This is a genomic window from Cylindrospermum sp. FACHB-282, assembly GCF_014697195.1.
In the GTDB taxonomy this organism is placed as follows: domain Bacteria; phylum Cyanobacteriota; class Cyanobacteriia; order Cyanobacteriales; family Nostocaceae; genus Cylindrospermum.
Genome location: NZ_JACJRJ010000005.1, coordinates 94,252 through 120,602, shown reverse-complemented (window position 1 = coordinate 120,602; position 26,351 = coordinate 94,252). Strand labels below are relative to the sequence as shown.

General features: G+C 40.2%; 26 protein-coding genes. 10 read left to right on the top strand and 16 right to left on the bottom strand.

Annotated features, from left to right (window positions below):
- Window positions 1-155: 155 nt before the first annotated feature.
- The 11 genes from cas6 to cas3 form a co-directional block, all read right to left on the bottom strand.
- Window positions 156-995, bottom strand: a complete 840-nt coding sequence (gene cas6 / locus H6G32_RS04235; RefSeq protein ID WP_190455255.1) for a CRISPR-associated endoribonuclease Cas6 — start codon at window positions 993-995, stop codon at window positions 156-158.
- Window positions 985-1,605 carry a 2OG-Fe(II) oxygenase gene (locus H6G32_RS04230; protein WP_190455252.1) on the bottom strand — a complete coding sequence of 207 codons (621 nt, stop codon included), beginning with the start codon at window positions 1,603-1,605 and terminating at the stop codon, window positions 985-987. Before H6G32_RS04230 ends, cas6 begins: the two co-directional genes overlap by 11 nt.
- 149 nt (window positions 1,606-1,754) lie before the next feature.
- The gene (gene cas5d, locus H6G32_RS04225; protein ID WP_190455249.1) at window positions 1,755-2,462 is read right to left on the bottom strand and encodes a type I-D CRISPR-associated protein Cas5/Csc1; all 708 of its coding nucleotides are present in this window, start codon (window positions 2,460-2,462) and stop codon (window positions 1,755-1,757) included.
- Between the two features lie 5 nt (window positions 2,463-2,467).
- Window positions 2,468-3,478, bottom strand: coding sequence for a type I-D CRISPR-associated protein Cas7/Csc2 (cas7d, locus tag H6G32_RS04220; protein WP_190455246.1), 1,011 nt, complete (start codon window positions 3,476-3,478; stop codon window positions 2,468-2,470).
- Between the two features lie 187 nt (window positions 3,479-3,665).
- Window positions 3,666-7,034 carry a type I-D CRISPR-associated protein Cas10d/Csc3 gene (cas10d, locus tag H6G32_RS04215; RefSeq protein ID WP_190455243.1) on the bottom strand — a complete coding sequence of 1,123 codons (3,369 nt, stop codon included), beginning with the start codon at window positions 7,032-7,034 and terminating at the stop codon, window positions 3,666-3,668.
- Window positions 7,027-7,386 carry a type VII toxin-antitoxin system HepT family RNase toxin gene (gene hepT / locus H6G32_RS04210; RefSeq protein ID WP_309232560.1) on the bottom strand — a complete coding sequence of 120 codons (360 nt, stop codon included), beginning with the start codon at window positions 7,384-7,386 and terminating at the stop codon, window positions 7,027-7,029. The genes cas10d and hepT overlap by 8 nt, the downstream gene beginning before the upstream one ends.
- Window positions 7,387-7,466: 80 nt before the next feature.
- Window positions 7,467-7,919 carry a type VII toxin-antitoxin system MntA family adenylyltransferase antitoxin gene (gene mntA / locus H6G32_RS04205; protein WP_190455240.1) on the bottom strand — a complete coding sequence of 151 codons (453 nt, stop codon included), beginning with the start codon at window positions 7,917-7,919 and terminating at the stop codon, window positions 7,467-7,469.
- Between the two features lie 94 nt (window positions 7,920-8,013).
- On the bottom strand, window positions 8,014-8,373 hold the full coding sequence (locus H6G32_RS04200) for a DUF5615 family PIN-like protein (RefSeq protein ID WP_190455238.1): 360 nt from the start codon (window positions 8,371-8,373) through the stop codon (window positions 8,014-8,016).
- Window positions 8,370-8,621, bottom strand: a complete 252-nt coding sequence (locus tag H6G32_RS04195) for a DUF433 domain-containing protein (protein ID WP_190455235.1) — start codon at window positions 8,619-8,621, stop codon at window positions 8,370-8,372. The genes H6G32_RS04200 and H6G32_RS04195 overlap by 4 nt, the downstream gene beginning before the upstream one ends.
- Before the next feature lie 58 nt (window positions 8,622-8,679).
- The gene (locus H6G32_RS04190) at window positions 8,680-9,003 is read right to left on the bottom strand and encodes a hypothetical protein (RefSeq protein ID WP_190455233.1); all 324 of its coding nucleotides are present in this window, start codon (window positions 9,001-9,003) and stop codon (window positions 8,680-8,682) included.
- Between the two features lie 290 nt (window positions 9,004-9,293).
- Complete coding sequence (gene cas3, locus H6G32_RS04185; RefSeq protein ID WP_190455230.1) at window positions 9,294-11,471, bottom strand: type I-D CRISPR-associated helicase Cas3'; 2,178 nt, start codon at window positions 11,469-11,471, stop codon at window positions 9,294-9,296.
- Window positions 11,472-11,670: 199 nt separating this feature from the next.
- Between cas3 and H6G32_RS04180 the strand changes: the two genes are divergently transcribed.
- Genes H6G32_RS04180 through H6G32_RS04170 form a run of 3 tightly spaced genes read left to right on the top strand, consistent with a single transcriptional unit; the run spans window position 11,671 to window position 13,093 of the window.
- On the top strand, window positions 11,671-12,531 hold the full coding sequence (locus H6G32_RS04180) for a WYL domain-containing protein (RefSeq protein WP_190455228.1): 861 nt from the start codon (window positions 11,671-11,673) through the stop codon (window positions 12,529-12,531).
- A 4-nt stretch (window positions 12,532-12,535) separates the two neighbouring features.
- Window positions 12,536-12,796, top strand: a complete 261-nt coding sequence (locus tag H6G32_RS04175) for a DUF4160 domain-containing protein (protein ID WP_190455225.1) — start codon at window positions 12,536-12,538, stop codon at window positions 12,794-12,796.
- 3 nt (window positions 12,797-12,799) lie between these two features.
- Window positions 12,800-13,093, top strand: a complete 294-nt coding sequence (locus tag H6G32_RS04170; protein ID WP_190455222.1) for a DUF2442 domain-containing protein — start codon at window positions 12,800-12,802, stop codon at window positions 13,091-13,093.
- A gap of 40 nt (window positions 13,094-13,133) precedes the next feature.
- Here H6G32_RS04170 and H6G32_RS04165 read toward each other — a convergent pair whose 3' ends face one another.
- The gene (locus H6G32_RS04165; RefSeq protein ID WP_190455219.1) at window positions 13,134-14,000 is read right to left on the bottom strand and encodes a fructosamine kinase family protein; all 867 of its coding nucleotides are present in this window, start codon (window positions 13,998-14,000) and stop codon (window positions 13,134-13,136) included.
- A 57-nt stretch (window positions 14,001-14,057) separates the two neighbouring features.
- The gene (locus tag H6G32_RS04160) at window positions 14,058-15,362 is read right to left on the bottom strand and encodes a M16 family metallopeptidase (RefSeq protein WP_190455215.1); all 1,305 of its coding nucleotides are present in this window, start codon (window positions 15,360-15,362) and stop codon (window positions 14,058-14,060) included.
- A 148-nt stretch (window positions 15,363-15,510) separates the two neighbouring features.
- Between H6G32_RS04160 and crtD the strand changes: the two genes are divergently transcribed.
- The 4 genes from crtD to H6G32_RS04140 all read left to right on the top strand — a co-directional run bounded on the left by crtD (window position 15,511) and on the right by H6G32_RS04140 (window position 18,472).
- Window positions 15,511-17,025: a C-3',4' desaturase CrtD gene (crtD, locus tag H6G32_RS04155; RefSeq protein ID WP_190455211.1), complete on the top strand. Its 1,515-nt coding sequence runs from the start codon at window positions 15,511-15,513 to the stop codon at window positions 17,023-17,025.
- 85 nt (window positions 17,026-17,110) lie between these two features.
- Complete coding sequence (locus H6G32_RS04150) at window positions 17,111-17,350, top strand: type II toxin-antitoxin system HicB family antitoxin (RefSeq protein WP_190455206.1); 240 nt, start codon at window positions 17,111-17,113, stop codon at window positions 17,348-17,350.
- The gene (locus tag H6G32_RS04145) at window positions 17,350-17,571 is read left to right on the top strand and encodes a type II toxin-antitoxin system HicA family toxin (protein WP_190455203.1); all 222 of its coding nucleotides are present in this window, start codon (window positions 17,350-17,352) and stop codon (window positions 17,569-17,571) included. Before H6G32_RS04150 ends, H6G32_RS04145 begins: the two co-directional genes overlap by 1 nt.
- Before the next feature lie 271 nt (window positions 17,572-17,842).
- A complete protein-coding gene (locus H6G32_RS04140; protein ID WP_190455201.1) occupies window positions 17,843-18,472 on the top strand; it encodes a Uma2 family endonuclease in 630 nt (209 codons plus the stop codon).
- An 80-nt stretch (window positions 18,473-18,552) separates the two neighbouring features.
- Here H6G32_RS04140 and H6G32_RS04135 read toward each other — a convergent pair whose 3' ends face one another.
- The 3 genes from H6G32_RS04135 to hslO form a co-directional block, all read right to left on the bottom strand.
- Window positions 18,553-20,667, bottom strand: a complete 2,115-nt coding sequence (locus H6G32_RS04135; RefSeq protein ID WP_190455198.1) for a chromosome segregation ATPase — start codon at window positions 20,665-20,667, stop codon at window positions 18,553-18,555.
- A gap of 254 nt (window positions 20,668-20,921) precedes the next feature.
- A complete protein-coding gene (locus H6G32_RS04130; RefSeq protein ID WP_190455195.1) occupies window positions 20,922-21,287 on the bottom strand; it encodes a transposase in 366 nt (121 codons plus the stop codon).
- Between the two features lie 172 nt (window positions 21,288-21,459).
- A complete protein-coding gene (hslO, locus tag H6G32_RS04125; RefSeq protein ID WP_190455193.1) occupies window positions 21,460-22,365 on the bottom strand; it encodes an Hsp33 family molecular chaperone HslO in 906 nt (301 codons plus the stop codon).
- Between the two features lie 139 nt (window positions 22,366-22,504).
- Between hslO and H6G32_RS04120 the strand changes: the two genes are divergently transcribed.
- From H6G32_RS04120 to H6G32_RS04110, 3 genes are all read left to right on the top strand, one after another.
- Window positions 22,505-22,891: a hypothetical protein gene (locus H6G32_RS04120; protein WP_190455377.1), complete on the top strand. Its 387-nt coding sequence runs from the start codon at window positions 22,505-22,507 to the stop codon at window positions 22,889-22,891.
- A 635-nt stretch (window positions 22,892-23,526) separates the two neighbouring features.
- Window positions 23,527-25,053, top strand: a complete 1,527-nt coding sequence (locus tag H6G32_RS04115) for an efflux RND transporter periplasmic adaptor subunit (protein ID WP_190455190.1) — start codon at window positions 23,527-23,529, stop codon at window positions 25,051-25,053.
- Between the two features lie 21 nt (window positions 25,054-25,074).
- Window positions 25,075-26,256 carry an ABC transporter permease gene (locus H6G32_RS04110; protein WP_190455187.1) on the top strand — a complete coding sequence of 394 codons (1,182 nt, stop codon included), beginning with the start codon at window positions 25,075-25,077 and terminating at the stop codon, window positions 26,254-26,256.
- Window positions 26,257-26,351 lie beyond the last annotated feature (95 nt).

Here is a 26,351-nt window from a genome sequence, read left to right as displayed (position 1 = left end):
GCGAATTCTATTCGCCCGGTATTTAATTAATTTGTTTGTGTATGTCCACGAATTCTATTCGCCCGGTATTTAATTAATTTGTTTGTGTATGTCCACGAATTCTATTCGCCCGGAATTCAATTAATTTCTTTGTGTATGTCCGCGAATTCTAGTCGCTAATAATCTAACCGCCGCACCATCCCCATACCCATCGTTGTTTTCCGCCCAATTCCCGCATACACAGCAAAATCAGCCAAAGCATTTATTTGCTTAATTTGAATTGGTTCAATCTCCCCTAAAAGCCGATAATTAACTTCACCCACAACACCAATAAACTTACTGCGAGAATCAGCTAACGCCTCTGTATGAATATTGATAAAAGAGGGAAAAATTGACTCAATAGCAATCTGGGTAAATTCGCTACCGCTGTATTTATTCCATCGAGAAAGTAGAGAATTAAAGACACATTCTCTAGTGGGGAGAGTAGTATCAAATTTTCCTTGACGGAAAGCCGCTGGTGTGGCAAAACTAAAGTTAATAGTGCGATCGCTTTCGCTAGCTTGCTCATACAATTGAGGATATGAGATAGCATTTGCCCAAAGTTGGGTAGATTGGGGTGTCCCTTGAATACTGGTAATAAATAAGTTAGCAGGCCCCAAATGCCAAGGTTGCTGGGGGTTGAGATTTAGCCACAGTTGAGTAAGTTGGCTAAAGAGATTGTCATCTAATAAAGAAATCCGCCACCAACAAGGAATTCCCCCATCAATGGGTTTTTGGTGTGAGAATTGCAACTGAGAAACCCCCTTACCACCCTTTAACAGAGGCGTGTTACCTTTAATTTGCAAGGGAGACAGGGTGAAGGCTTTATCTGCGGTAGAATCATGTAAGCGATCGCCTAATGTTTTATCTACAGAACTGACGAGAGTTAAAAACAAGGCGTGCAGATGTCTACCAGTGAGAAACTGTGGGGGAATCGGCGACTGAGGAAGCAGATTTAAAACTAAGCTATGAGGCATACTTTTTCTTCTTATTTGTAGACTGAGAGCTTCTTGACTCCAGTGTAAACTTCGGAATTTCCTGAAGTTCATCCTCACTCAAACTATACTGTTCACAAACCAAACTTAAGCGATTTCCCGGAGTTTTCACCGCATTGACAGAATGGGTTAAATCACCCTGAAAGTAAAGCAGAGTATTAGTTTGGGGCTTAACTTGCCCAAGTAGGCGTTTGTGGGACTTTAGCACCAACTCTCCCCCCTCCATCTCCCCTGGAACCCTTACATAAAGCACACTCACAACAGCAGGTGGTTCAATAGTTTTGCAATAAGAACGCAAAGACCGATCAATGTGCGGATCAACACGAGATCCCTCCTTCAGCAGCAAAGGATTAAGGTAAAAAGCATTACAATTCGGCAGAAGAGCAAAATCTAAATAAGGCTTAAAAAAGGGAAATTTTTGTTCAACTTCTGCTATTCCCTCACGCTGAAACACCACAGAAAATCCCTTAGTATTCACAAAATCGCGGTTGAGGTTATTGATAGCAAAATAAGGTGAAGCATGAATTTCTCCCCACAAATCATTCAGGTAACTATTGGGGAAAGCATTAATTTGTTGTTGATAGTTTTTCACGATAGCTGTGACGATTTATTTCAAATTTCCCGTAGGACAGGCATTTTGCCTGTCCAAATTAGATGTATTTAGATGTAGGTTGGGTTGAGGGACGAAACCCAACATTACAATTTCCAATCAAAAAGCATGATTTAGGCTTTAGAAAGTCATTAACTCCCAAAACGATATTCCATCCGCACCGGAATTTTTAACTCCTTACTACCATCAAATTGGTAATATTGCCCCCGCATTTGCACATTTTGAATCAAACTAACAGGAGGCATATTCACCACATCATAACTAATCACTTGATTAGTGAACATTACATCTAAAGGATTTAGAGGATGTGTACAGGTGAATAAACCTTCATGAGTTTTAGGTTTAGGCAATTCTTCAACTATTAACTCAGCCTTACTCATCCATTTACCCAAGCGAATCCATTTTGGTAATTTTAGTTGTTTTTGAGCAATTAAGAAAAACTCAAATTGACTTTCCGGTGCAATTTCTTTTGCTCTCCCAAAACTAGGGATATTTTTCTGGGTTTTCTCCATTTCAACATGGTAGTTATTATTAGCATATTTCCAAGTATTGAGAACCGCAGAATAGTTAATTGCACGCGCTGGAGTCAGGTAAATTCCCTGTTTATTTAACGGCGTTAAATGCTGCTCATATTTTGGCACTTGTTCCGGGCAAAAATAGCGATAGGAATCTTCTTCAGCAACAGTAGTTGAGTAGATTAGGCTATCAACTAAACCCAGTGCATAACAAAGCGCATAATTATGAATTGCTGGCTCTGTTTCATAAAGTCTACCAATTTCACGAGTGGCAAAATAGAGACTGTCATGTAGTTCTAACTGACAGCGATAGATAATGGTCATGGTTGTTACTTAGCCTTAGCAGCAGGTTTCTTTTTGCTAATATGCTTATTGGCATATTCTTTAGCTTCTGCATCAGCTTTTTGCAAAATTGACTTAATTCCAGCTTCGCTACCCGTGAGAGTCTTAATTTCATTCAACAGAGGTACAAAAGCATCACCAATAAAGTCAGTATGCACGATAAACTCATCAGACATTAGCACCTCAATTGCATTTTTAGCAGCAGTAATTACCTCATCTTCATCTAAAGGATCAGGTGCATTGAGACTATTATTAGCCTTCATTTGGTCATATATTGCCTGAGTCCAACGCAGATTGCTAGTAATTTCTCCATCTGCAAAAATAATACCAACCAACTCATTTCTAACGCGACCTGTGCGGGTTGTTTGCGCTCCATAGTGGCGTGTCCGTAAGATATTATTAAAAACGTAAAGAAAGCTAGCTTCTGTAGGGTCTTTCAGCGTCACAATACTAGGAAAGAAAACTTGCGGTCTGATGTGGTCTTGCTGATTAATACGGCTGGTAACTTCACCAGGTTTAGAACCGTTTTCTCCTTTAGAAGCCATTGTGCCATTTTCATAGGGAGCATTGAGCGTGAAGGTTTCGTGTGATTCATCAAAAGATGTAATTGAGAATGCCGTATCTACCACAACTTTAGATTTCTCAGAACCAGAATCACCAATAGCAAACCCGTAAATAATGCAATCAGGATTATCCATTGCAAAACTTACGTTATATTCGCATTCTTCAGCAGTCATCAAGCCATAGTTACGCAGCAATTCCCGACCAACTAAACGCTCTGGTGTAGACTGCTTCCGCTTAAACATTGACAAACGACTAATTGTAGTTTTATCTTTAACTCCGGCTCTTACTCTTGCCTTATTCAATTCTGAATCAGTCTGAAATAGAGGATAAGATTCAGTAATTCTAACTGTCAAAAAATGGACGTATTTACCCATCGGTTTGTAGGGAATTTCTGATTGAAAGAACTTAGGGTCAACGGTTTTTAAAAGTGTCATGATGTTTCTCCAAAATAAGGTTAATTAGTTCAAAATTGAATTTCTCGCTTTCTCGTTCGTTTCCTCGTTCCTTCCCTCGTTCCCATACTCTGTATGGGAATGAATTCTAGAAGGCTCTGCCTTCCTTGATACTAGAGGCATTCCCAGTCAGAAACTGGGAGCGAGATAAATAGCAAAGGATTTACCTTTACTCATTGTCATCATCTATTTCAGCAGTTTTTTCATTTTTTTCGGAGTTTTCTTTATCATCTTCTAAGCGATAAAGAAACTCACAGGTATCTCGAATTAAGTTAAGTTGACGACCTGCTAAACGAGCGCGGTCTCCTGCAAATGATTTATCAAATACCTCCACTACAAAATACTTAGAAAACTCTAAAACAGCCTGTCTTTCTTCCTCACGTTTGCTCATTTTCCAGCGTCCTTCTGCTGTAGAAGAATGCACTCTATCCATCAGTTTAAAGACTTCTGCCGCAACAGCTACAACTAAGGTTTCTCCTTGAAACACACTTGACTCAGCTTTGAGTATAGTTTCTGCTGCAATATCAATTGGTTTTAACACAGCATTAGCTTTGGGATTAAAACGCTTATTTGCTCTGTAAAAGCGGCGATAAAGTTCTGTTAATTTCTGGGGATGATTCAAACTTGATTCTGCTAACACCGTTAACTCCTCTGTATTAGGGTTATATTTCACATAAGGGTCAAAACAAGGGTAAAAATGATAGACATAAAGCCGGATTTTTTCAATTCGCGCTGTTTCTACTCCTTGATTACGTACCCAACGATTGAGATAAGAGAAGACATAAAGCGGACTTGTTTCAAAATCCTTTGCTAGTTCGGTAAATCTCCCCCAGTTGGCATCATAACCAGACTTACCTTGTTTTGCATTGACATCTAAATGAATGGCATAGGCAGCAGTTAAAACGTTTAATGGTGCAGGGTATTGAATGCCGTTCTCTTCCCAACCTTCAAGGATGTAGTCAAGCCGAAATCTATCACGCTTTACCAAGGCGCGAAATGCATGAGGCGCACTATCCAGAAAAACACTTTCTTCAAATTCAGAACCATCATTAAATGGGGGAATTGGCGACTCAGAGACAACAGTTTTTACATCTAAAATCATCGGGAAAGCAAAGGCTAACCAACTAGGCATTACCCAAGATTCTGTATCTGTGCTGTCTCGTCCTGGTGGGAGTGCCATGAAGTAAAATGTTAAAGGCTGGTCTTCAGGATAAGAAAGTTTAAATGTGCGGTCTTTCTCAGACTGTAAGTTTTCATCAATCAAGAAACTATCAACACTTTGGTAGCGTTCCCGTCCCAAATTTGCCTGTAAATCTTTACTAATAAAGTGGTTGCGGACGCTGGTATCAAAGCGAGTTTGAGCAATTCCGTTGTAAGCCTTCTGCAAAAACTTGTTAGTTTCTGGAGTGAAGTAATAAGTAGGATAAAAGTAAAGATAGCGATATTTACCATCTTCAAATCTTTTACCTACAGCTTGAGTTTGATTCATCAAGATTTGCCTCAGCATCATCTCCACACCCGCAATACTGGAGATATTGCGTTTAGCGTTAGAACCTCCTAACATTTGCTTATTTGTATAAACTTGGGGTGTAAATAAAACTGCTGATTCCATCTGCTCAGTTACTGTGTAAGCTGAATGAGAAATTGAGCAGATTAATTGCCGTCCCCGTCCTGGTTTTTTAGCAGCATTATAGTTATTCAACTCCTCTAAAAACGTTTTGAATTGAGGTTTAACAGATGGTTCCTGATTAGCGCTTGGTAACATCACAACTCGTGTTACCCAAAGCCTTAAATCATCCCAACCATCAGGTAATTTATACTGTGTGAGAATTGGCGAAATTAAACTTGCTAAGTAGGTAATAACTTGCTGTCCAGTTTCCCGGATATCTTCAATATCTGGATGTTGTTCCAGATATTTAGCTGCGAGGTAATACCATTCATAGGGTACTCCCCCAGTATTCCCCTTTAATTTGTTTTCTTTGAGACTTTCATTAATACGTTGAATTTCTCGAATGGGTTGTAAATGTGCTGCTAGATTCCACAATTCAGCGATTTTGTGAGTTAAATCTAAATGGCGTATTTCTGGCAGCTTTTTATCTTTCTTCCGAGCAGATTCAATTTTATTAACTGTTTCCTCCCAAATTTTGCGACTAATTAAATCTCCAAATTCTGCTAATTGGTCAATGCGGATATCATCGGCAAAGTTAAAATCATAGTCAGCAGGTAAAACACCTTGTTGCTGAAACTTGATTAGATTATCGCTGCGACTTTTAGCAACAGAGTCTTTATTAGGATTTAAGATACGTAAAGTCGCATCTAAGGCTACTTGCATCAAGCCTAAATCATCAAAAAATAAGTTGTAATATTCGGCATATTTCATGCCTTTACCATCTCTACCAAATCCTGTTTGTCTGAGTCGCAATTGACCTGCACAAAGGGATTTAATATTATTAACTACACGCTCTGGTAAATCTTCAGGTGATATAGGAGGAGCATTACGTGCAGCTAGATAAATTACCCCTGTAGGTAGATAGAGTAAAGGTTCATAGTAGGTATGCTCATCAGTATTAAGGCTGGTGTGCGCCTGAATCAAAGCGTTATTAACCACATTGGTTAAAACACCCCGATTTTCAGAAATGCGATGATAGGTAAATTTCAATTGTCCATCACTGAGGCTGTGAATAATTTCTTTAAGCCTGAGATGTTCTGCATCTTGGGGATGTTTGACAATTGAAGCAAGAGAATCAGCCAAACAAGTTAAGTCAGACAAACTGCGAAGGGTGCGGTCTTTGAGAATGGGGTTTAACCCAAATTCAGAAAAATTCCAGTTAGTATCCCAGCGGCGTTGTGCATTATAAGCCATGCACAATAAATCATCAATATAGTCTCGATAAGCTTCTGGATTATCTGGATTAATAAAGCTATTAAGTCCTAATTGCTGAATTTTTTCAGTAATAATTAGTCGATGTTCTGCTAACGGCAACTTGCGGCAATTTTCTGGAACATCAGGAAACTTTTCAAAGTCATGTAAAATAAACCCAGCAATTACTAATCTCCGTTCTCGCTCTTTAACTACTCGTCGTATTGTGGTATCAAGCTTTGCTAAATGTTTTTCAATTAAGTTAGCAGGAAATAAGCCATTGAGTAAGTGTGTATTCAGTGATTGGTCAGCAGCATTATCTCGTCTAACTTTAGATTTTCCTTCGGCTTCTCGCTGTTGGTCTATTTCATCAAAGAATTTACCACCTTTTGCTGTAACACCAATCGCTACCCGCAGCAGATTTGGTAAAACATACTCGGCAAAATTTGCCATTACTATATCATCAGGATTTTGAGCCTGAATTGCTTCTCGCAATAGCTTGAGTGTAAGTAATTTCCCCTCGGTTTCAATAGTGCGGTTATCATTACTATCAAAACCAAAATCTTGATTTAAGAAATTATCTTCTAATTCATCAGACTTTTCGCTATTCAAATCATTTTCATTTTCAAAGAAAGATAGTTGTTTGTTTTGTTCTGGTTTTTCTGGTTTTTTAGTCATTGTCTACATCCAATGAAATCAAATAGTTATTTATTTGTCGCACGTAAAGTGGATATTGTTGCAAGGCAAAACTAATTGCTTTGAAAACTTGATTTGGATCTATATCATCATATTCATGAACTAGGCGATTTCTAAGTCCTGCTGATGGTGCTATTTGTTTTGCTAATTCTGGTGTAATGATTTGATATTTACCCAGTTCAATGAAAGCCTCAAAGTTAGTGTAAGTTTTTCCAGGATTTAGCTTTGACAATATATGGTCGTTAATGTCTATCGCTGCTTGAGTCATTAATTGCAGAAGTCTTTCTACGACAAGTTGTTGGCGAAAATCAGCTAAAAATTCATCAAGGTTAATAGAGCGAAATTATTCCAAGGTGTTGTAATATTTGGTAATTAACCTCAGCCTGGATAAAATTATTTCCGAGTCTATATTACTCATGCTCCCCACTTATTTAGCTCTATTTCAATAATTCGATGTTGTTCTTGACGGAATTTTTTTAACTCTAATTCAGATTTTAAGGAATTTGAACTAAAATTATCAAATTCTCCAGGGTATTTTTCAAATAAACTAATTCCGTCACGAGCAACAAAATGAGCAATTAGCCAAGAACATTGATTAAGTTCTACGATATCAATCTGGTCTGAATTGATTTTCAAGACTTCACCAATCAATATTGGTAATTCAAATAAACCAGAAAGATTATCTTTTATGTAAGCCTGACGCTGTTCCTCGTCATAAAAAACAGCAAAATCCCAGTCACTATTTGCGTTAGTGTTCCCAGTGGCTCTAGAACCAAACAGAACTAACATTTTTAAGTAAGGTATTTTTTCAGGAAGTTGTAAGGAAAGTTCTTTAAGCTCTGCAATTATTGGAGTCTTGTTTGGCATTTGATGATTCTCCATATTTCTGCTCAACCATCACAATATTTTGCCTATTTAATTTCTCGCGCCATTGGTGCGAGTTTTTTATTGAATGAATTTTTTAACCCCTATTTTCAGGTGGGCGGATTCTTACCCTATCTAATTCAGCAGTTATAATTGCACCAGAGAATAATTCGTTACCGTAAAGCTGAAGTACCCGCAAACAAACTATTGATTGTTCTTTGGTTGAGAGATTAACTAAGCGCAAGATACCACAGTGAGGATTTCCCCGTAGAATTGCTAACTCTCCAAAATCTTTATCAAGGGTGACTAAAATTCTATCTTCACGATAGGCGGTTGCTAAAATCTCCTCATCACCGGGATCTTTTGGCCAGTCTCCAGACCAAATGACGTCATAACCAACTGTCAGTAAATCGTTACGCACCCTAGCGTTAATGCAAGTATCTAGTAGTATTTTCACCTTGGAGAATCTATCAATAAAGGTTCAACTCGTTCATGGCTAACTAATCTCCGTGCATATATTAAACAGGCTTTAACATCTTCCCGTTCTAACCAGGAATATGCTTCTAATAAAGTTTCGATAGTATCTCCTGCTGCTAACATTCCTAAAATATGTTCAACAGCTAGACGACGACCGCGAATAATAGGTTTACCGCCAAAGATTTGGGGGTTGAATGTGATTCTTTCTAGTAAGATTTGTTCGTTCATGGTTTACCTGCGTGGTCACACTAGATTGTTTTATCGTTTGTACACTGCAAACAGCATCCTAATCTGGTGGGTAATAAAAATCGACGAGGTTCTGTAGATCCTCATTTCGACAAACTTGGTGTCCAAAATTTGTCTCTAAAAGGCTGACTGAATCCTGACATTCCTGAAGTTGAGCTTCATTTAGGGATGAAGTTGTTTCTAGTTTGTCAATCCTGAGCTTTATTTCTTGCGTTTCTTTTTCTAAAACACTGATACGGCAGTCAAGCTCACCTACTTTGCCAGATAAGCGAAGTATCAGTGCTAAATGGATCTGCTGAACTTGGTCGGTATCAGCATTCATTACCCAGCTAAATACATGAGAGTCAGTATTCTGGTTGAGCATTTGGGCTTTTCCTTTAAAGCTTATTGCTCTCAGTATATCTCTTTAATTTTTATAAGACCATTAGATTTGCCGTCATACTATTCACACGAGTTGTAGTCTAATCAGCGAGTTATGATTGTGTAACCATTTAGTTATTGCTGATTATCCCTGTCAATTTCATGCTATTCTCAGCACAGAGAGTAGCACAATCCCTACTAGGGATTGAAACACACATTCACTCCTCGCTGATAGTCTATTCTCTATCCTGTAACTTAAGGAATTCAAATTAATCCCTATCAGGGATATAGACCTCAAGCAATCCATATCTCGTCTCCTTTGCTTTGAAACGTATAAGCAAGCGTATCTAGGAGCAGTGCAGAGTGAGCAAAAGCGATACAATACGGTGCAGTCGCATCATGAGAGCTGTACTGATCGCTGATGCCATAAATCTGAAAGTGCATGGGTAGTCTTAGCCGCATCCGCACTTCAGCTACTGGACGGCGAATTACATAACAAACCAAACCTTCTTTTTTCAGGCGTTTGTTAATTCCCCCAATCCAGGGGTTTTCTGGTTGTGAAATTTCTACACCTGTTAAAACCTGAACTTTCCAAGCGTCTGCTATTGGTTGTAAGTCGCCAGAGTAGGTAAATTTCCAGTTCAGCCGTTCTTCGCGGTAAGAACGCAACTTCATGAATGCTAGACAGTGAGCAAATCTACCTTTAGCTATGGGTTGTCCGGTGCGTTGGGCAGTTTCTTTGAGCAATCGCATAAATGCCGCTTCTGTCCACATCTCAATCTCTAAATTGCCCAAAATTCCGGGTAAATCGTAGGTTTTAAACCTATCCGCCTCGTTTTCTTCGGTTAAATCATACAACCCACATTGCAGAGGACTCAAACCTCGAAAACTAGCTGCATCCTCAGCAATGGGATTTCCTGACTTACCCGAAAGTTCTTTCCAGTCTTTGGCCCAGCCTTGAATACGTCCGGCTTGTGACTTCAAACTAGCGTCAAATACTTGCTCACAGGCTGCTTGAAACTTGTCGCGGCTTTGGGCATATTGCTGTTTAATTGTGCGATCGCTCAATTGGTAATACAGCCAAAACGACTGTACAGCACCCCAACGGCGATAATAACCGCGAAAATCATTGATTTTGCGATATTGCTGGGTAATTTGACCGTGGAAGAAAGGGCGATCGTAAATACCATTCACCTCTAAAGGTGGAGAATCTACTTGAAACAAACGCCCTACTAAAAAGTTAGGAACAAGGGCATAAGCTGTAAAATTTTCAAATTTAATTATTTGACCATCTTTTTCATAGTTATCATGTCTTCCTAACCGTCCTAAACGTTGGATAAAGTTACCAGCATCTGATGATTCAAAAATCAGAAAATTGATTTTAAAATCAACCCCAACATCAATTGTGCTAGTTCCCAGAACAAAATCAGCCGCTAGACTTCGCTCTTTTTCTCCTTTTCCCGATAGCCCTGTATTTTCTCCCACTCTTAAGCCATAAGGCTGCAAAAGTTCTTGGAAAAATGGAGTCAGCCGCTTGACTGCTGCAATTGAATTGAGAATAATTGCCCCTTTACTTCCTGGATATTGCTGAAACTGAGCCAAAATCAAATTACTATTTTCTCTTAACCAAGTTTCTGAAGCTTTAAAAGATGGTTCTAAAGGAATAAAATTCAGCGAAATTGTTCGCGCTACCTGTCGCCATTCCTGTGCTTGGAGTTGCTGCCCTTGCTCTAGTGTATCTGGAAATTGATATTTATTTTGTGCAAGAGGATCTATCTCTTTACAATTAAATCCAGCTTGTTGTAATCTGCCAATTAAATTGGTATCCGGTGTGGCTGAAAGAAACAGAAACTTTTTGCGGCGATTTGTACAGCAAATTAACAGCATGGTGTTAATTACGCTGGCTATTTGAGGAGCAGCAAAAACGTGAAATTCATCAAAAATAAACAAATCAAAGCTTTTGTTAAGTCTATTCCATAGCTTATCGGGGCTATCATCATTATTTAAATAAGCTCCCTGATGGAGGTAGTGAAAAATATCAGGGTTTGTTAAAAAAATTTCGGCTTGCGTTGTACGAGTTAAAAGTGCCGCCCCTTTTTTTAATCCTTCATTTTCCGCATAATTTTCTAACTCAGCCCCACTCAATCGCACTACACGCGGCTTATCTTCTGGCTGGAATTTTTCAATATATCCTCGAATTTGCGTTTCTTGATCGCGAGCAAGTTCATTAGTTGGGTAAAGTCCAATGGCAGAAAAATCACCCTGAAGGACTTCTAAATAAGCAGCCAAGCTTTTACCATCACCTGTCATTGCAGTGTTGAACACGACATCAATATTTGGATCGCGCAATGCTTCTAAAGTTGCGGCTTGATGCCAAGAAAGTGACCAATTATTAGGTAATTTTACTCCGTCAGGTGTGGGGACGGTTTGCGAATAAACAGGCTTGAGAGTAATACTGTAATTTTCTGACATACCCTTAATAACTCACTTCAATTTCTGCAACTAATGGTTGCAGTTTTGCGTATCTCAAAAAACTATCTTTAATCTGGCTTGTAAGTACCAGATTAGCAATTACAAATATTTATTGCGCTTTTTTCAGCCATGTATCTCTAATACAGATACAATAACTGTAAATTCCACTATATGTCAAGACTGTAATTACATTTATTTGATGTCTAGGAAAAAAGAGACAATTACACTGTCAATTCCCTCTGGAACAAAAGAACAACTGGAGGGAATCGCCCGAAAACTGGGTATTTTCTGGGGTAAATCCCCCAGCGTGTCTGGATTACTAGTAGCGATCGCCCAACAAGAGTTTGAAGTCGGTGAACCTTTCACCCTCAATTCACCCCAGGTAGCCGCACTCCAGCAAGCCATAGGACTGCTGAAAGACTCCGGTTTTATTGAACAAGCGCAAATTATCTCTAGTCTGTTATTAGAACGAGGCAAACTTGAGCCTCCTATGCGTCAATCGCTACTCCAGCAAGTTAGCCAACCTACGGAAGCCTGGCGTCTTCTTGCAGACCAATTCTGCAAAAATCAACAACCATTTCATCTACTCTATGCAAATCCCCAGGTGGGAGACCTGTCTTTTACAGTGCGTTACGCCGAAATTGCTTTTGAAGAGAAGCGTTTTTACTTAAATATTTGGTGCGACGAAACTGAAGATATTGCCAATACTGACTTTCCAGAACTGATACACAATCGCTGTTTGCGTCTGGATAGAATCAAAGTTGTTGTGCCAATAAACGGACAATGGCGACAGGAAGGGCTAGATTCCCTAAAAGTGTACTTACACTTTTACAAAGGTCTGATTAAAGCCTACGAAGCAAAACCCAACGACATCAGCAACGAAGTTATGGGAGAAGTGCGCCAAGTCGTGAGAAATGTATCAAATCCCTTCTGGTTGATTCGGGAAGTGCTGCGCTATGGGGACGAGTGCGTGATTGTCTCACCTGAAAATGTGCGATCGCTCCTCCAGCAAAAAATCCTCACCCTCTGCCAGTTGTACGATATAGAAACCAGGGAGTAAGGAAATGCCAGAAATTAGCCGCTTTTTTGGAATCATCATCACCATCTACTATAACGACCATCCACCACCACACTTTCACGTTCGCTACAACCAACAAAAAGCTATAGTTAGCATTCAAACCCTGGAAATTTTGGAAGGTAAACTGACTCCCAGGCTTTTTAAACTAGTAACAGAATGGGCGACTTTACACCAAACTGAACTGATGACAGACTGGGAACTAGCCAGAGAAAATCAACCTTTAAACAACATTCTGCCATTGGAATAAATCATGCTCAAAGATATTATCGCCGTGGAAACAAGAGAAAACTATCAACTTTACATTTCCTTTGAAGATGGTGTTAAAGGAGTAGTTGATATTAGTAAAATAATCCAATTTACAGGTGTGTTTGCTCCATTGCAAGATCAAGAATACTTTGCCACAGTTGAAGTAAATTCTGAAGTTGGCACAATTCAATGGCCATCAGGAGCAGACCTAGACCCAGATTTTCTTTACGCTGAGATTACCAAACAGCCAATCCCAAAATATCAGCTAGGTGTAGTTTCTGCTAATTCCCCTAATTGAATAAAATCTAGTCTCCTCTAGGCAACAGCGGGGGTGGGGTTCATCTTAAAATCTGCTCAATCATCCGGTTTGCCTGGGAACCATAACCGCCGCCGAACAAATTGAAATGATTCAAAATGTGATACAGGTTATAAAGTGTTTTCCTGCTTTCATAGCCAGCATCTAAAGGAAATACCTCGTTATAACCTTGATAAAATGCGGCTGGGAAACCACCAAAAAGTTCTGTCATCGCGATATCAACTTCGCGATCGCCAAAATAAGTCGCTGGATCAAAAATCACCGGTTCACCCGACACGGTAAACCCCCCATTCCCACCCCACAAATCCCCGTGTACTAAGGAAGGCGACACCTGATAATCTGCCAATAATTGGGGAATAATCGCTAATAACTTTTCTTGTTGGGGAAAACTACCCCCTCGCTGTCTTGCTAACTGAAATTGATAACCCAAGCGGTGTTTAATATAAAATTCTCCCCAATCAGCCGTCCAGGTATTGATTTGGGGTGTAGAACCAATCGTATTATTAATTTCCCACCCAAAACCTTGGCTGGTTGTAGCTTGATGCATCGCCGCTAACTTGCGTCCCATCTCAAACCAAGACTTGGTATTACCGCCTCCCATCTCTAACCATTCCAGCACGATGTAGCTAGAATTATCAGCCGTACCCCAGCACAGGGGTTTGGGAACGCGGATAGTTGCTGTGTCAAACATTTGCTGTAAACCCAGCGCTTCCGCCTCAAACATCGCCACGAGTGAGGCTTGATTTAGCTTGACAAAGTAACTAAGTTGACCATTAGAGACAGCATAACCTTGATTAATGCATCCGCCACTCACCCCGCGCCTCTGTGACGAGTGAAATTTTTCACCAGTTACCCGGCTAATCTGGGCATCAATTTCTGTCCAATTCATTAATTTGTCAGTTGTTAAGAATGGATTACCAAGTAATAGCGGGGAAACCCCGCCCTGCTAAATCGGCTTGATGATAACTACACCATAGGCATCTGGGGAAAGATACTGTTGTGCGGCTTGCATTAACTCAGGTGCATCTTGGGCGCGAATATAATCTGGGTAATTAAAGGCTGGTTCTAAATCTCCCACTAGAGATTGATAGTAACCATATAACCCAGCGCGATCGCTTGGTGTTTCATTACCAAAAATAAACTTGTTAGCCACACGCCGCCTTACACGGGCAATTTCGGATTCTTTCACCATAGATGTTTGTAGTTTGCCCAGATGTTGCGCGATCGCCTTTTCCACCTCTGGTAAATTTTCTACATCACACTTAGCCGAAATATAAAACGCCCCTTGCAGTTGGTTACTCATATTGCTCACAGAAATTCCGCTCACCAGTCCCCGTTCTTCCCGCAGATCCTGCACCAGCCTTGATGTTCGTCCATGTCCCAAAATTCCTGCTAAAACATCCAGTGCATAAGTTTGACTTAGCTGCATCAACCCTGGAACCCGCCAAACCATTACCAGCCGTGCTTGCTGGAGACTTTCATCGACAAATTCCCGCCGGACGATTTCTGTAAATGCGGGTTCAGTGCTGACTGTTGACTGCTGACTGTTGACTGTTGACTGTTGACTGTGATCAACTTGGGTAAATGCCTCGGCTACAATTTCCACCAATTCTTCTACAGGTAAATTACCCACAGCCACGGCAGTAATTGACTGGGGTTGATACCAAGTAGCGTGAAAATCCCGCATTTGCTGGGGTTTAAGTTGGGAAATCACTGCTTCAGGCCCCAACACCGGACGGCGATAAGGTAGCGAATCAAAGGCCATTTCCATTACCCGGCGAGAGGTGCGGCGTTGGGGATTATCTTCTGAACGCTTAATTTCTTCCAGCACTACCAAGCGTTCCCGTTCAAAAGCATCATCAGGAATAGCAGCATTAAGTACTACATCTATTTGCAGTGGGGCCAGTACGGCAAAATCCTTGGGGGCAGTCGTTATATAGTAATGAGTATAGTCTTGGCTAGTAGCGGCATTAGTCACAGCACCCCGCTCTTCAATTCGCCGCTCAAACTCGCCGCTAGCCAGTCGCTGTGTTCCTTTAAAAATCATGTGCTCTAAAAAGTGAGCCATACCATTAATTGCATCCGACTCTACAGCGGAGCCAACTTTCGCCCACAAGCTGAGGTTAACGGCTTCCACCGGCATTTGCTCGGCAATGATTGTTAAACCATTGGGCAACTGGTGCAGCTTTGGGTTATTAAGGCGATCGCCAACCGTCTCGGAGAGAGGTAAATTTACCAAGGATGAGGTCATAAGTGGTGAGTGAAGAGCTTTGTTACTGTCTTATCTTATCTATGACGGAGATTGAGTATTGGGTATTAGGGATTGGGAACTCGCTTAAATATCAACTTAATTGTAAAATTATGAGTAGCAATATTAAGAATAATAACAATAAATATCAATGTCGAATCATTCTGTTGACAGAAATAAATCCCGTATCGTCGTTATTGGTGCGGGCATTGGTGGACTGACTGCTGGGGCATTATTAGCTCATAGAGGTTACAGTGTCTTAATTCTCGACCAAGCCTTAGTGCCAGGGGGCTGTGCATCCACCTTTAAACGCCAAGGATTTACCTTTGATGTGGGCGCAACTCAGGTTGCAGGGTTAGAACCGGGGGGAATTCACCACCGGATTTTCTCAGAATTGGAAATAGATTTACCGGAAGCGACACCTTGCGATCCTGCTTGTGCAGTGTATCTCCCTGGTGAGGTGACACCAATTAATGTTTGGCGTGATCCAGATAAATGGCGTGAAGAACGCCAAAGACAGTTTCCTGGTAGTGAACCCTTTTGGCAGTTGTTGGCGACTTTATTTGATGCTAGTTGGGAATTTCAAGGACGCGATCCGGTGTTACCACCCCGTAATTTGTGGGATTTGTGGCAGCTAACTCAAGCGCTGCGTCCCAGTACATTAAAGACAGTGCCTTTCACCTTGTTTACTGTGGGCGATGCTTTACGGTTATATGGATTGGGAAGCGATCGCCGATTGAGGACATTTTTAGATTTGCAACTCAAGCTGTATTCCCAAGTCAGTGCAGAAGAAACAGCTTTACTCTATGCTGCAACGGCGTTGAGTGTATCCCAACTACCCCAAGGCTTGTTTCATCTCCAGGGTAGTATGCAGGTTTTAAGCGATCGCCTAGTTCAAGCTTTGAAAAGAGACGGTGGTAAGTTATTGATGCGCCACACCGTCGAAAATATTAAAGTTGAAAATGGCCAAGCTACTGCTGTGGTGATTAAAAATCAGCAAACCGGCGAAGTCTGGACAGAAGCCGCCGACCATGTAGTAGCTAATGTCACAGTCCAAAACTTGGTGCAGTTGTTGGGTGAAAAATCCCCATCTGGATATCAACAGCGTGTAGAAAAATTACCCCCAGCATCAGGGGCGTTTGTGGTCTATTTGGGTGTAGACGCCAGTGCAATTCCTGCTGATTGTCCACCCCATCTACAATTTTTGTACGATGTCAATGGCCCAATTGGCGAGAATAATTCCCTATTTGTTTCCGTCAGCCATGAAGGAGATGGTCGGGCGCCATCTGGGAAAGCAACAATTATTGCTTCTTCCTTTGTCGATTCTACGCCTTGGTGGGGTAATCAGGATTATGAAGCATTAAAACAAAAATACACCCAAGAGGCAATTTCCCGGTTGGGAGAATACTTTTACCTGAAACCAGAAACGATAATTCATGTAGAAGCAGCGACGCCCCGCACCTTTGCCCATTTTACAGGACGCGATCGCGGTATTGTCGGCGGGATTGGTCAAAGAATCCCCACTTTTGGCCCCTTTGGTTTTGCCAATCGCACACCCATCAATCATCTGTGGTTAGTCGGTGATTCTACCCATCCAGGTGAAGGAACTGCTGGGGTGAGTTATTCAGCGTTGACGGTAGTTAGGCAAATAGAATCTCAAAATTGATTCTGTATGGGGACGATTTCATAAAATCGGTAGTAGCAGAACTGAAAAATCATTCACATTGTTTTTGGCGGAAAAGGGTAAGTAAATGCAAACACTAATTAGACTCAAAGTTGAAAAATTTATAGAAGATGGTCAAGAATATTTTGTGGCAACCAGTGATGATTTACAGGGTTTAGTCGCCGAAGGAAAAACAGTACAGGAAGCTATAGAAATTGCCGAGGATATAGCTAAAATATTATTAGATTTAGAAAAGCAAAATAATCACGACCTTCAGTTTCAAGGCTTGCCTTCTCACTTTGAATATCCTCTGATCATGGATGTATAATGGGAAGATTAGCAGGTTTTTCTTATCGAGAAGTGACTAAAAAGTTAGGAGCATTGGGATTTCAATTTTATCGGTCAGCAAAGGGAGATCATGAAATTTGGTTTAATCCAGAAACCAATCAAAAAACGACGATTCCTCATCATCGAGACATTAAAGAAGGAACACTCAGAAATATCTTGAAACAAGCTCAAGTTAATATTGATGTTTTTCTTGATGTTTAGTTTCTGAAAGGTTGCATGAATCTCACTCTTCAATAGGTACAAAGATAGAAATTTTAATTAATCCTGATGAGTTAACTGTGAGTGTATATCGTCTTTTCTCACCCAGAAAAGATAGCGCTTTGCGGGGGTTACCCCCGTTGTAGCGACTGCTGTCGCGCAGAAGTACAAAGAAGAGTGAGCAGAGGATAATTACATAAACTAAGTTTCTACAAACATCCTAAAATAAAAATTATTTGTTCTTCCGATTTATCACCGCTGAAAAAAATAAACTATGGTAACGACAGCAACACCCGGAGAAACCAGAGTTTTACTTGAAAACATCACCTGGCAGACATTTAAAATTATGCTGGCTGAGATGGGTTCAGACCGCACAAACAGAATTGCTTACGACAAGGGAACCATAGAAATTATGACTCCACTCAAGCCGCACGAAAGCTCAAACCGCCTAATTGAGGTTTTCGTTGGGGTATTATGTGAAGAGTTAGGATTAGAAGTTAACCGGGTTGGTTCACTAACATTAACAAGAGATGATTTAGAATATGGTGCTGAACCAGACAGCAGTTATTACATCCAAAACGAGTTATTAGTCCGAGAGAAAGACAATATTAATTTAGCATTTGACCCACCCCCAGACCTAGTTCTAGAGGTAGAATACTCCCGACCCAAAATTGACAAATTAAAACTTTACGCTTCAATGGGAATTGCCGAATTTTGGCGCTTTAATGGAACTACATTAAGAATTTACACCCTCGCCAACGGGCAATATTCAGAAACTCAAATCAGCCCAACATTTGTACCTATATCAATCAAAGAAATTCCCCGATTTATCGAAGAAAGTAAAAAGATTGGACAAATTGCCACAACTCGCGTTTTCCGCACTTGGGTTAGAGAATATTTGTAGACTCACGGGATAGGGGCACAGCATTGCTGTGCCCCTACTTACAAGGATGATGTAAAATCTAGAGAATGGTGTTTTCTAAATTACTGCCCAGTGGTAGTTGGTAATGGCTGGGTTTCTTGGGGTGTAACTTCAGGTGCAGGTGCAGGCTGAGGATTGAGAAATTCCCGCCAAGTCCGAATTTGGGCTTGGGCCTCTCTGTAAGCAGTATTACCACGAGGAATCAACCTAGCAGTCTCAATAGCTTTGGGGATATCAGACTCACTTTGAGAGCGTGCTATTTGTAACAATTGTAGACTCCATTGGTCAATAGCAAGATTCACATCCATGCGTAACATGCTACGTACTGACACCCGATCCGCTAACCGGATAGCCTCAACCAAAGCTTCAGGCGTGCCAGTAAGTGCCACTTCCCGCGCTTTCTTCCAGTTTTCTTTACCACGGATTTGCCCTTGCCAGTCATCTATCGCCCCCTGTGCTTCACCAGCAAGTGCCCGTCCCGAAGATGCCAGTTGTTGAGCTGTATTAATGGCAGTGGGTAGATCACCACTGTCAGCTAGTGCGCGTGCTTGATCTAAGTAGGGTTGGTCTTGAATGCGCTGAATCTTCGCCGTCCAAGTGCGAATTTGTTTCCTTGCTGTTGGATACAATGCACGACCATTGCGAATTTGACTAGCTTCGGCGATCGCCGCTTGCAAAGAATTAACATCCTCTAATAGAGCTATTTGTTGAGCGCGATCCAAGTAAGGCTGGTCTTCAATTGTCTCCACTTGCGATCGCCAGCGATTCACATCTTGCCTAGCTTCTGAGGCGCGGGGGTTACTAGCAGGGATTACCTGGGCCTCTGCGATCGCTGCTGTTAAATCGTTGACTGTTCCCAGGCTAGCCAAGGTTCGTGCTTTTTCCAAGCGGGAAACAGCTTCAATCTCCAACTGCCAACGGGCAATCAGTTGTTGCGCCTGATCATAAACTGCCCTAGAAGCATTAATTTGTTGTGCTTGGGAAATTGCTTCCTCTAAACCAGAAATACTACCGATCCAAGCACTTCTTTGGGCCTCACCCAAAGCAATAAAGTCGTCGATTTCCGTCTGCAATTTCGTGATTGCGGGAATTTGTCTAGCAATCTCCAGCGCTGCATCCGCATCTCGCCTTTTCATCTTGGACTGTGCCAAATCCAGCATCTTGCGTCCAAATACGGGAATCAATTCCTGAGCTTTTTGATGAAGGGAACTTTCCTGCCCAATCGACTCCGCTAGCTTGATAGCTTCTAGCAAATTATTTACTCCGCCGTTGTCAGCCAGATTTTCAGCTTTGCCCAGCTTATCGCCATCTTCCCGCGCCGAGGCAATCAGGCGATTCAATTGATCGTACTTAGTACTCGACCAAAATTTATTGTCCACCCGCAGCAATCTGGCAGACAACATAAACGCCGATTGCCAGTGCCTTTCTCCCAGTTCTTTCTGGGCTTCTTGGTAAATTCCTTCTGCCTTTGACCAGATGGTCTGCCATTTGCTAATTTGCTCGTCTACTAATTTACCATTTGCCATTCCTTCTGGAATCTGGCGGGCAGTAGCGATCGCTTCCTCTAATTCCCCCGATTGAAAACTCTGATCCGCTAGCTGCAAAATATCCCGCGACCATTGTTCTAAAAAACGATCAATTTCTCCCCGCAGCGGGTGATTTGGTGGCAACTGCTTCACGAGAGCGATCGCTTGTAGCAGATCCGTTACTGTCTGCTTAGAAGCCGCCAACTGAGCGCAGTGTAGCCGCACCGACGCACTAGCCAAAGGCCAAAAAATCGCCGGGCAATTAGGGGCAGATGGCAGCTTAAACAGCATACTTATCGCCAGAAATCCTATGCTACCGGGAATCAACGTTAGCAATAATGACCACGACACCCAGCTTTTCATCCACCGTGGTAATCTCGCAGTCATCTTAGTGGGTTGAGAAGTTTCTTCTGAATGACTGTTTATCACTAATCCTTCTTTACCAGATGCTAGGCGTTGGCGTAGCCTCTTTGCAGGACTTACGGGATTAGTTTTTTTTCGCCGCTTTACTGGCTTAGAGGTAGAACCAGTAGCTGGGACACCAAATACTTCAGTTTCGCCGAATTGTCCTGTTCGGGATAATCTTTTCTTTGGATCTGGCTCTCTTGCTCCGGCTGGAGACCAACTGTCTGGAGTATCCCGCTCTGTCATCTCTCACACCAAAATAATTGAATAGCGATCTGTTGGCGACCGATAATTCCATTTTTGCCTTATTGATGCTCCCACAGATTGAGGCTGTGGGATTCTCCTTGTAAACAGCCAACTTATCCTCAGGAGTTTCTCCAACCTTTGGGTTTGCCCTGGCCCTGCAACTGAAATCCGTTTAATTTGCTGTGGAGCATAAAAGCTTCAGTTAATATTACTAATCAGCTTAAAAGTTCCTGCCTTAAAACCATCAGTCAAAATTAGATATTTTCTTTCGCAAGCTTCCACCCAAAACTTTTGTATTCGACAGAATCACCCCATTCTCCAAATTGTGGATAGCCAACCTGGACTGGCTTTTTAGCTTGGCGATAGCCATAGAAACCCTTGATTGCCAGAAAAGCTTTATCAGCATCAGCACCAAGAGCCATTGAGTTTAGTTCCCCAACCCAAGTAAATGCTTCGGCTAATACTGCACACAATTTTTGCTGGATGTTATTGCTAACACCTTGCTTATCCTCCCAGTGTCTCAAGGCTTTGTTCCAGATAAACAAGGTAGTACAAATCGCTTCATTCAAAGCATTGTACTGACCTTGTTTACCTTTTAACTTAGCCTCTAAAACTAGCACCCTTAAACCTCTTTGAAGATAAATCTAAGATACTACAATTAGGAAACAGTGAAGAAGTACATAGCTAATCAAAAAAACCGCCAAGTTGTCTCAACTGCCCAATCAAGGCGCTATATTCACCTATCTCCACAGATAGCATTAACAATTTCAGAAATTAGTATTCTTTTATACTTTATCCTGAAACCGAGGACGACCCTTGCAAATCAACAATTAACTGAGCTAGATGATCGCTACTTGCCTGGTAAACACTGCCACAAAAGTCACAAGTTGCCTCAGCACCATCATCTTTAACAATCATGTCTTGCAGTTCCGCTGCTCCTAAAATTTTAAGTGCCCCTAGCACGCGCTCAAAAGAGCAACCACAGTGGAAGCGCAATATCTGGCTTTCCGGAAATATCTTCACCCCCATATCGCCCAGCAGATCATCAAAGATTTCGGTCAAGGTCTTCCCAGCTTGCAACAAAGGCGTAAATCCCGCCAAACCAGCTACCCGTGATTCCAGCTTTGCAACTAGGGCTTCATCTCTAGCAGCTTTGGGCAACACTTGTATCAGTAACCCTCCAGCAGCTGTTACTCCACCTGCCCCCACGAACACACCTAAAACCAGAGCTGAAGGTGTTTGTTCAGAATTAAGCAGGTAATGAGCCACATCATCACCAATTTCTCCAGAAACCAGTTCAACTGTACTAGAGTAGGGAAAACCGTAACCGATATCCCGCACAACGTAGAGGTAGCCCCTACCCACTGCACCGCCAACATCTAGCTTACCTTTGGCGTTGGGAGGCAATTCCACAGCGGGGTTTTCTACATAGCCACGTACTGTGCCATCTAACCCTGCATCTACTAGTATACCTCCCAAAGGCCCATCGCCCTTCACCCGGACGTTGACCCTAGACCCCACTCGCTTCATACTAGAAGCCATTAACAAGCCCGCTGCCATAGACCGACCCAGTGCTGCTGTCGCCACATAGGAAAGCTTGTGGCGCCCCCGTGCTTCTTCTGTTAAGCGTGTGGTGATCACACCTACTGCACGAATCCCACCATCGGCCGCAGTGGCACGAATTAACTGATCCGCCATGAATTACCTTACATTTCTTAACAAGTACACTTTTCTATTCTAAGTTCTCATCTGGTAGAAAAGTGGTGCCATGATCACCAGTAATTATATTTGCAATATTAGAAATAATCATGTCTCGCCTCTAGGCAATTCTCCAAAAATGCTGGGTACTTTCCAACAAAGCCAACTCCGAATCGAAATTGAAGCATCAGCCGATGCAATTCACGACAGTATACTGCATCCAGCCCAACTAGAAAAATGGCTCTTAGGGCAACGCTTTGCCCCAGGAATGCCTGAAGAACTGCAACCAGGATTTCAGTTTACTACTTGGACTGGGCCAATCCAGATTGATCATCAAGTGGACATAGCAAAAACTAACTGCCTGCGCTTGCTACTTAGTGGTGGCATTGACGGGTTTCATGAATGGTACTGGGGCGATGGTTGGGTGCAGTCCCGACTGGAAGGAATATCGATTCTGCCCCTAAATTTGGGACAAACCCTGAGTTTATTAAGCTTGCGTCAGTTTTTGGCCAGCCAGAAACCCTAAATCTGTAAGTAGTCCACCTGAATGGGATAGGATTGATTTTCCTTTCCTTCCTATCCTCACCAGCTAATTTTCTTTCACCAAGAGATATTTAACCATCTCTTCAGTTGCTGATTTTAATCACCGTATTTTCATTGAGTAACGTTTTCTTAAGCTTTTATAGTGAGCTTGCTGAACTCAAAATATTTAGTTACTAAAGATACTAAGCAAAATTAATATACCAATACTATAGATATGCTTCAAAACTAATTTGCGGTAAAGCTTAACGCTTCAAATGTGTAATATGTTACATTTATTTTTATTTGAAATTTAGTGATTAATTTTACTAAATGAAATAAAGTTAGCACTGATTAAGTTCACCGCAATTTTATAAATCTGCTACTTTCATCAAGATGAAATGAATTTTTTTAGTAGCTAAAAAGTCTAGTATAAATGCTAGTATTATTTTCACAAGGTTTTATATTATGTACTAGCGTATGTACGTATATGCAAAGTATTGTCCAATTACATGAGCAATTCTGACATGAAAGCTTTAAAGCTTATCTATCGTTCTGTCACAGCTAGTAAATTTTTCCGTTCATATTGCTTGGAAGTATATCTGGGCAACTAACTATTTTAAATAGTATTTATAAATCAGCATGAAAAATTTTAAATTCAAACCAGGATTTAAATGGTTAACCATCTCCGCAAGTTTAACCGTTGTTACTCTTGGAGGTTGGTTAGTTTTTGGCTCAGTTCTCAAAAGTAATACCCAACCTGTAACTGTTAGCATGGTGACAGTAACTCAAGGCGAAGTAGAAAATAAAATTACCGGAGAAAGTGGAATTTTAAAATTAGATAATCAAAGAACCATTAAATTTCCCACAACAGGAACAGTAGAACAAGTTTTAGTTAAAATTGGAGACACAGTAAAAAAAGATCAAGTCTTAATTCGGCTGCGAGATGCAGAATCCCAAATTAAATTACAAGAATTTGAGTCTGACTTAAAAGATAAATCATTCCAAATTAGTGATAAAAATTTGGCTTTACAACGAGCCACCAAGAAACTATTGGACAGTAAAAAAGAATACCAAAATATTCAAAAAACTTATCTTCAAGATATTGCTAATAAGAAACAAGAAATATTGTGGGAAATTGAAAAAGCGAAATTAGATTTTAATAAAAAACAACAAGCAATTAGTCAAGCAGAAAGTACTTTAGCAGAAGCAAAAGTTAAATTAGAGGAAAATCAGCAATTATTTGCTAGAGATTTTATTTCCAAGGATGGCTTAAAAGATCAAGAGAAACAAGTAACTGGAGCAGAAAGTAGTTTAACTACTACTAAAGATGAGCTATCATTGAGTAAAATAAATTTAGAAAAACAAGAACTTGATTTAAAAAGTTTTCTTGAAAATGTAAAAAACAACAAATCTGAACCTCAACAAAAATTTCAAGAAGCCCAATCCAAAGTTGAACAAGCTCAACAAGAACTTAATCAAGCTAAAATAGGATTAAATCAAGTTGTTAGAGAGCTAGAAAAAACAAAAATTCAACGTCAAAAAATTGCCGAAGAATTACGTAAAACAGTAATTATGTCTCCTGTTGATGGTGTTATTCTTAATCTGCAAGTCAAAGTAGGTGATGTAATTGAACCAAAAGGAGATGTTTTGTTAATTGGTGATCCTACTCAACAAATTGTTGAATTAAAACTATCTCCTTTAGATGCAACTCAAATTAAATTGAGACAACAAGCCGAAATTAGTGTATTAGGGTTAGAATCAAAAAAAATAACAGGAAAAATCCAGCAAATTTCTCTATTAGCAGGAGAAGCAGAAAGTAATAATAATCAGAATTCAGATAATGTTAAATTAACAGCAATTGTGCGCTTAGATCAAGTAAATAAAAATATCGTTCCTGGGACTCCAGTCACAGTTACGTTGATTTTATCTCGACTTGATAAAGTAATGGTTATCCCAAATGAAGCAATTCAACAAACTGAGTCAGAAACTTTTGTTTGGATGCAAAATGCACAAGGTAAAGCATTGAAAAAACCTATTAAACTGGGTTTGCAAGGATTAGATAATGTTCAAGTTAAATCAGGTGTAAAAATAGGAGACGAAGTATTAATTCCTTCGTTTGAAACTAAATTAAATGAAGGTAATTATGTTTCAGTTAAACTTAATTAATTTTAGAAAAGAGGTAGGTTAATGAAACCTAATGATTTATTATTTTTAAGTATTAAATCTTTAAGCAGTAATCCTTTACGCTTTTTTCTGAGTAGTTTGGGTGTATTTATGGGGGTATTTGCTATTAGTGGAACATTACAAGTAAGTGATGTTGGTAAAACATTTTTAAAAAAACAATTAGAGGAAATGGAATCTCCACAAATCGTTGTTTATTCACCTAGTGATTTAGTGACATATCAGTCAAAAAAATATCAACCAGAAGACTTGGAATGGTTAAAAAAAAGTTTGTCAGGTTGGAGTTATATTGCTCCTCTTGAAAATGGTAGTAATAATTTTATTTTATATGGGAATCAAAAAATAGCTGCCAACTCTCAAGCCGTGACACCAGAGTTTTTACGAATTACTGGAAGAAAATTAATTTTAGGGAATTTCTTCACATTTAATGATTTACAACAAAAATATCCAGTTGTCGTGATTGATCAATTAGTAGCTCAAAACTTGTTCAAAGGCAAAAATCCTCTGGATAAAATGATTTATTTTCAAGATAAATCTTATTATATTAAAGGAGTTATTCAAAGTAAAGCTAGTAGCTATGGGAGTGAAAAAGAAGGGTTAATATTAATTCCTTTATCCGTATATCAAGCCGTCATATCCAATCCTTTTTTTGAACAAATTATTATCACTCCAACTCGCTCAGAAGATTTAGATAAAGTTAAAATTCAAGCGATAAAATTGTTGAAAAAGAGATTTACAAATTTAAATATTGATGCTTATAGCAATATTCAACAAATGAAAAAATCAGAAAACTTGTTAAATCAAGTAACTATTATTCTCTTACTAATTGGGGGAATTGCACTCATAGTAGGAGGAGTAGGAATTGCTAATATTAGCATAGCATCAGTGGTAGAGCGTACACCAGAAATTGGATTAAGAAGAGCTATCGGTGCAAGTCAAAAAGATATTTTAATTCAATTTTTACTAGAAGCCACAATCATTAGTGTGGTAGGAGGAATTATAGCGATCGCTACTGTTCAAGGAATTACCATTTTGGCAGTAAACATATTAAATTTACCTTATGAATTTAATTATCAAACGCCTCTTATTTCTCTAAATTCTGCTATGGTAGTAGGCATCATTTCTAGCTTCTTACCTGCTCTAAGAGCTAGTAAATTAGATCCAGTTGAATCTTTGCGTTCTCAATAACTAAATTTAGTTAAATTAATCAAAAGCCTAAGCTTAAAGTAATTCAGTAATTACCCATTGACAAGAAATAGCAAATTAGCTAATTTTTCCAGCAT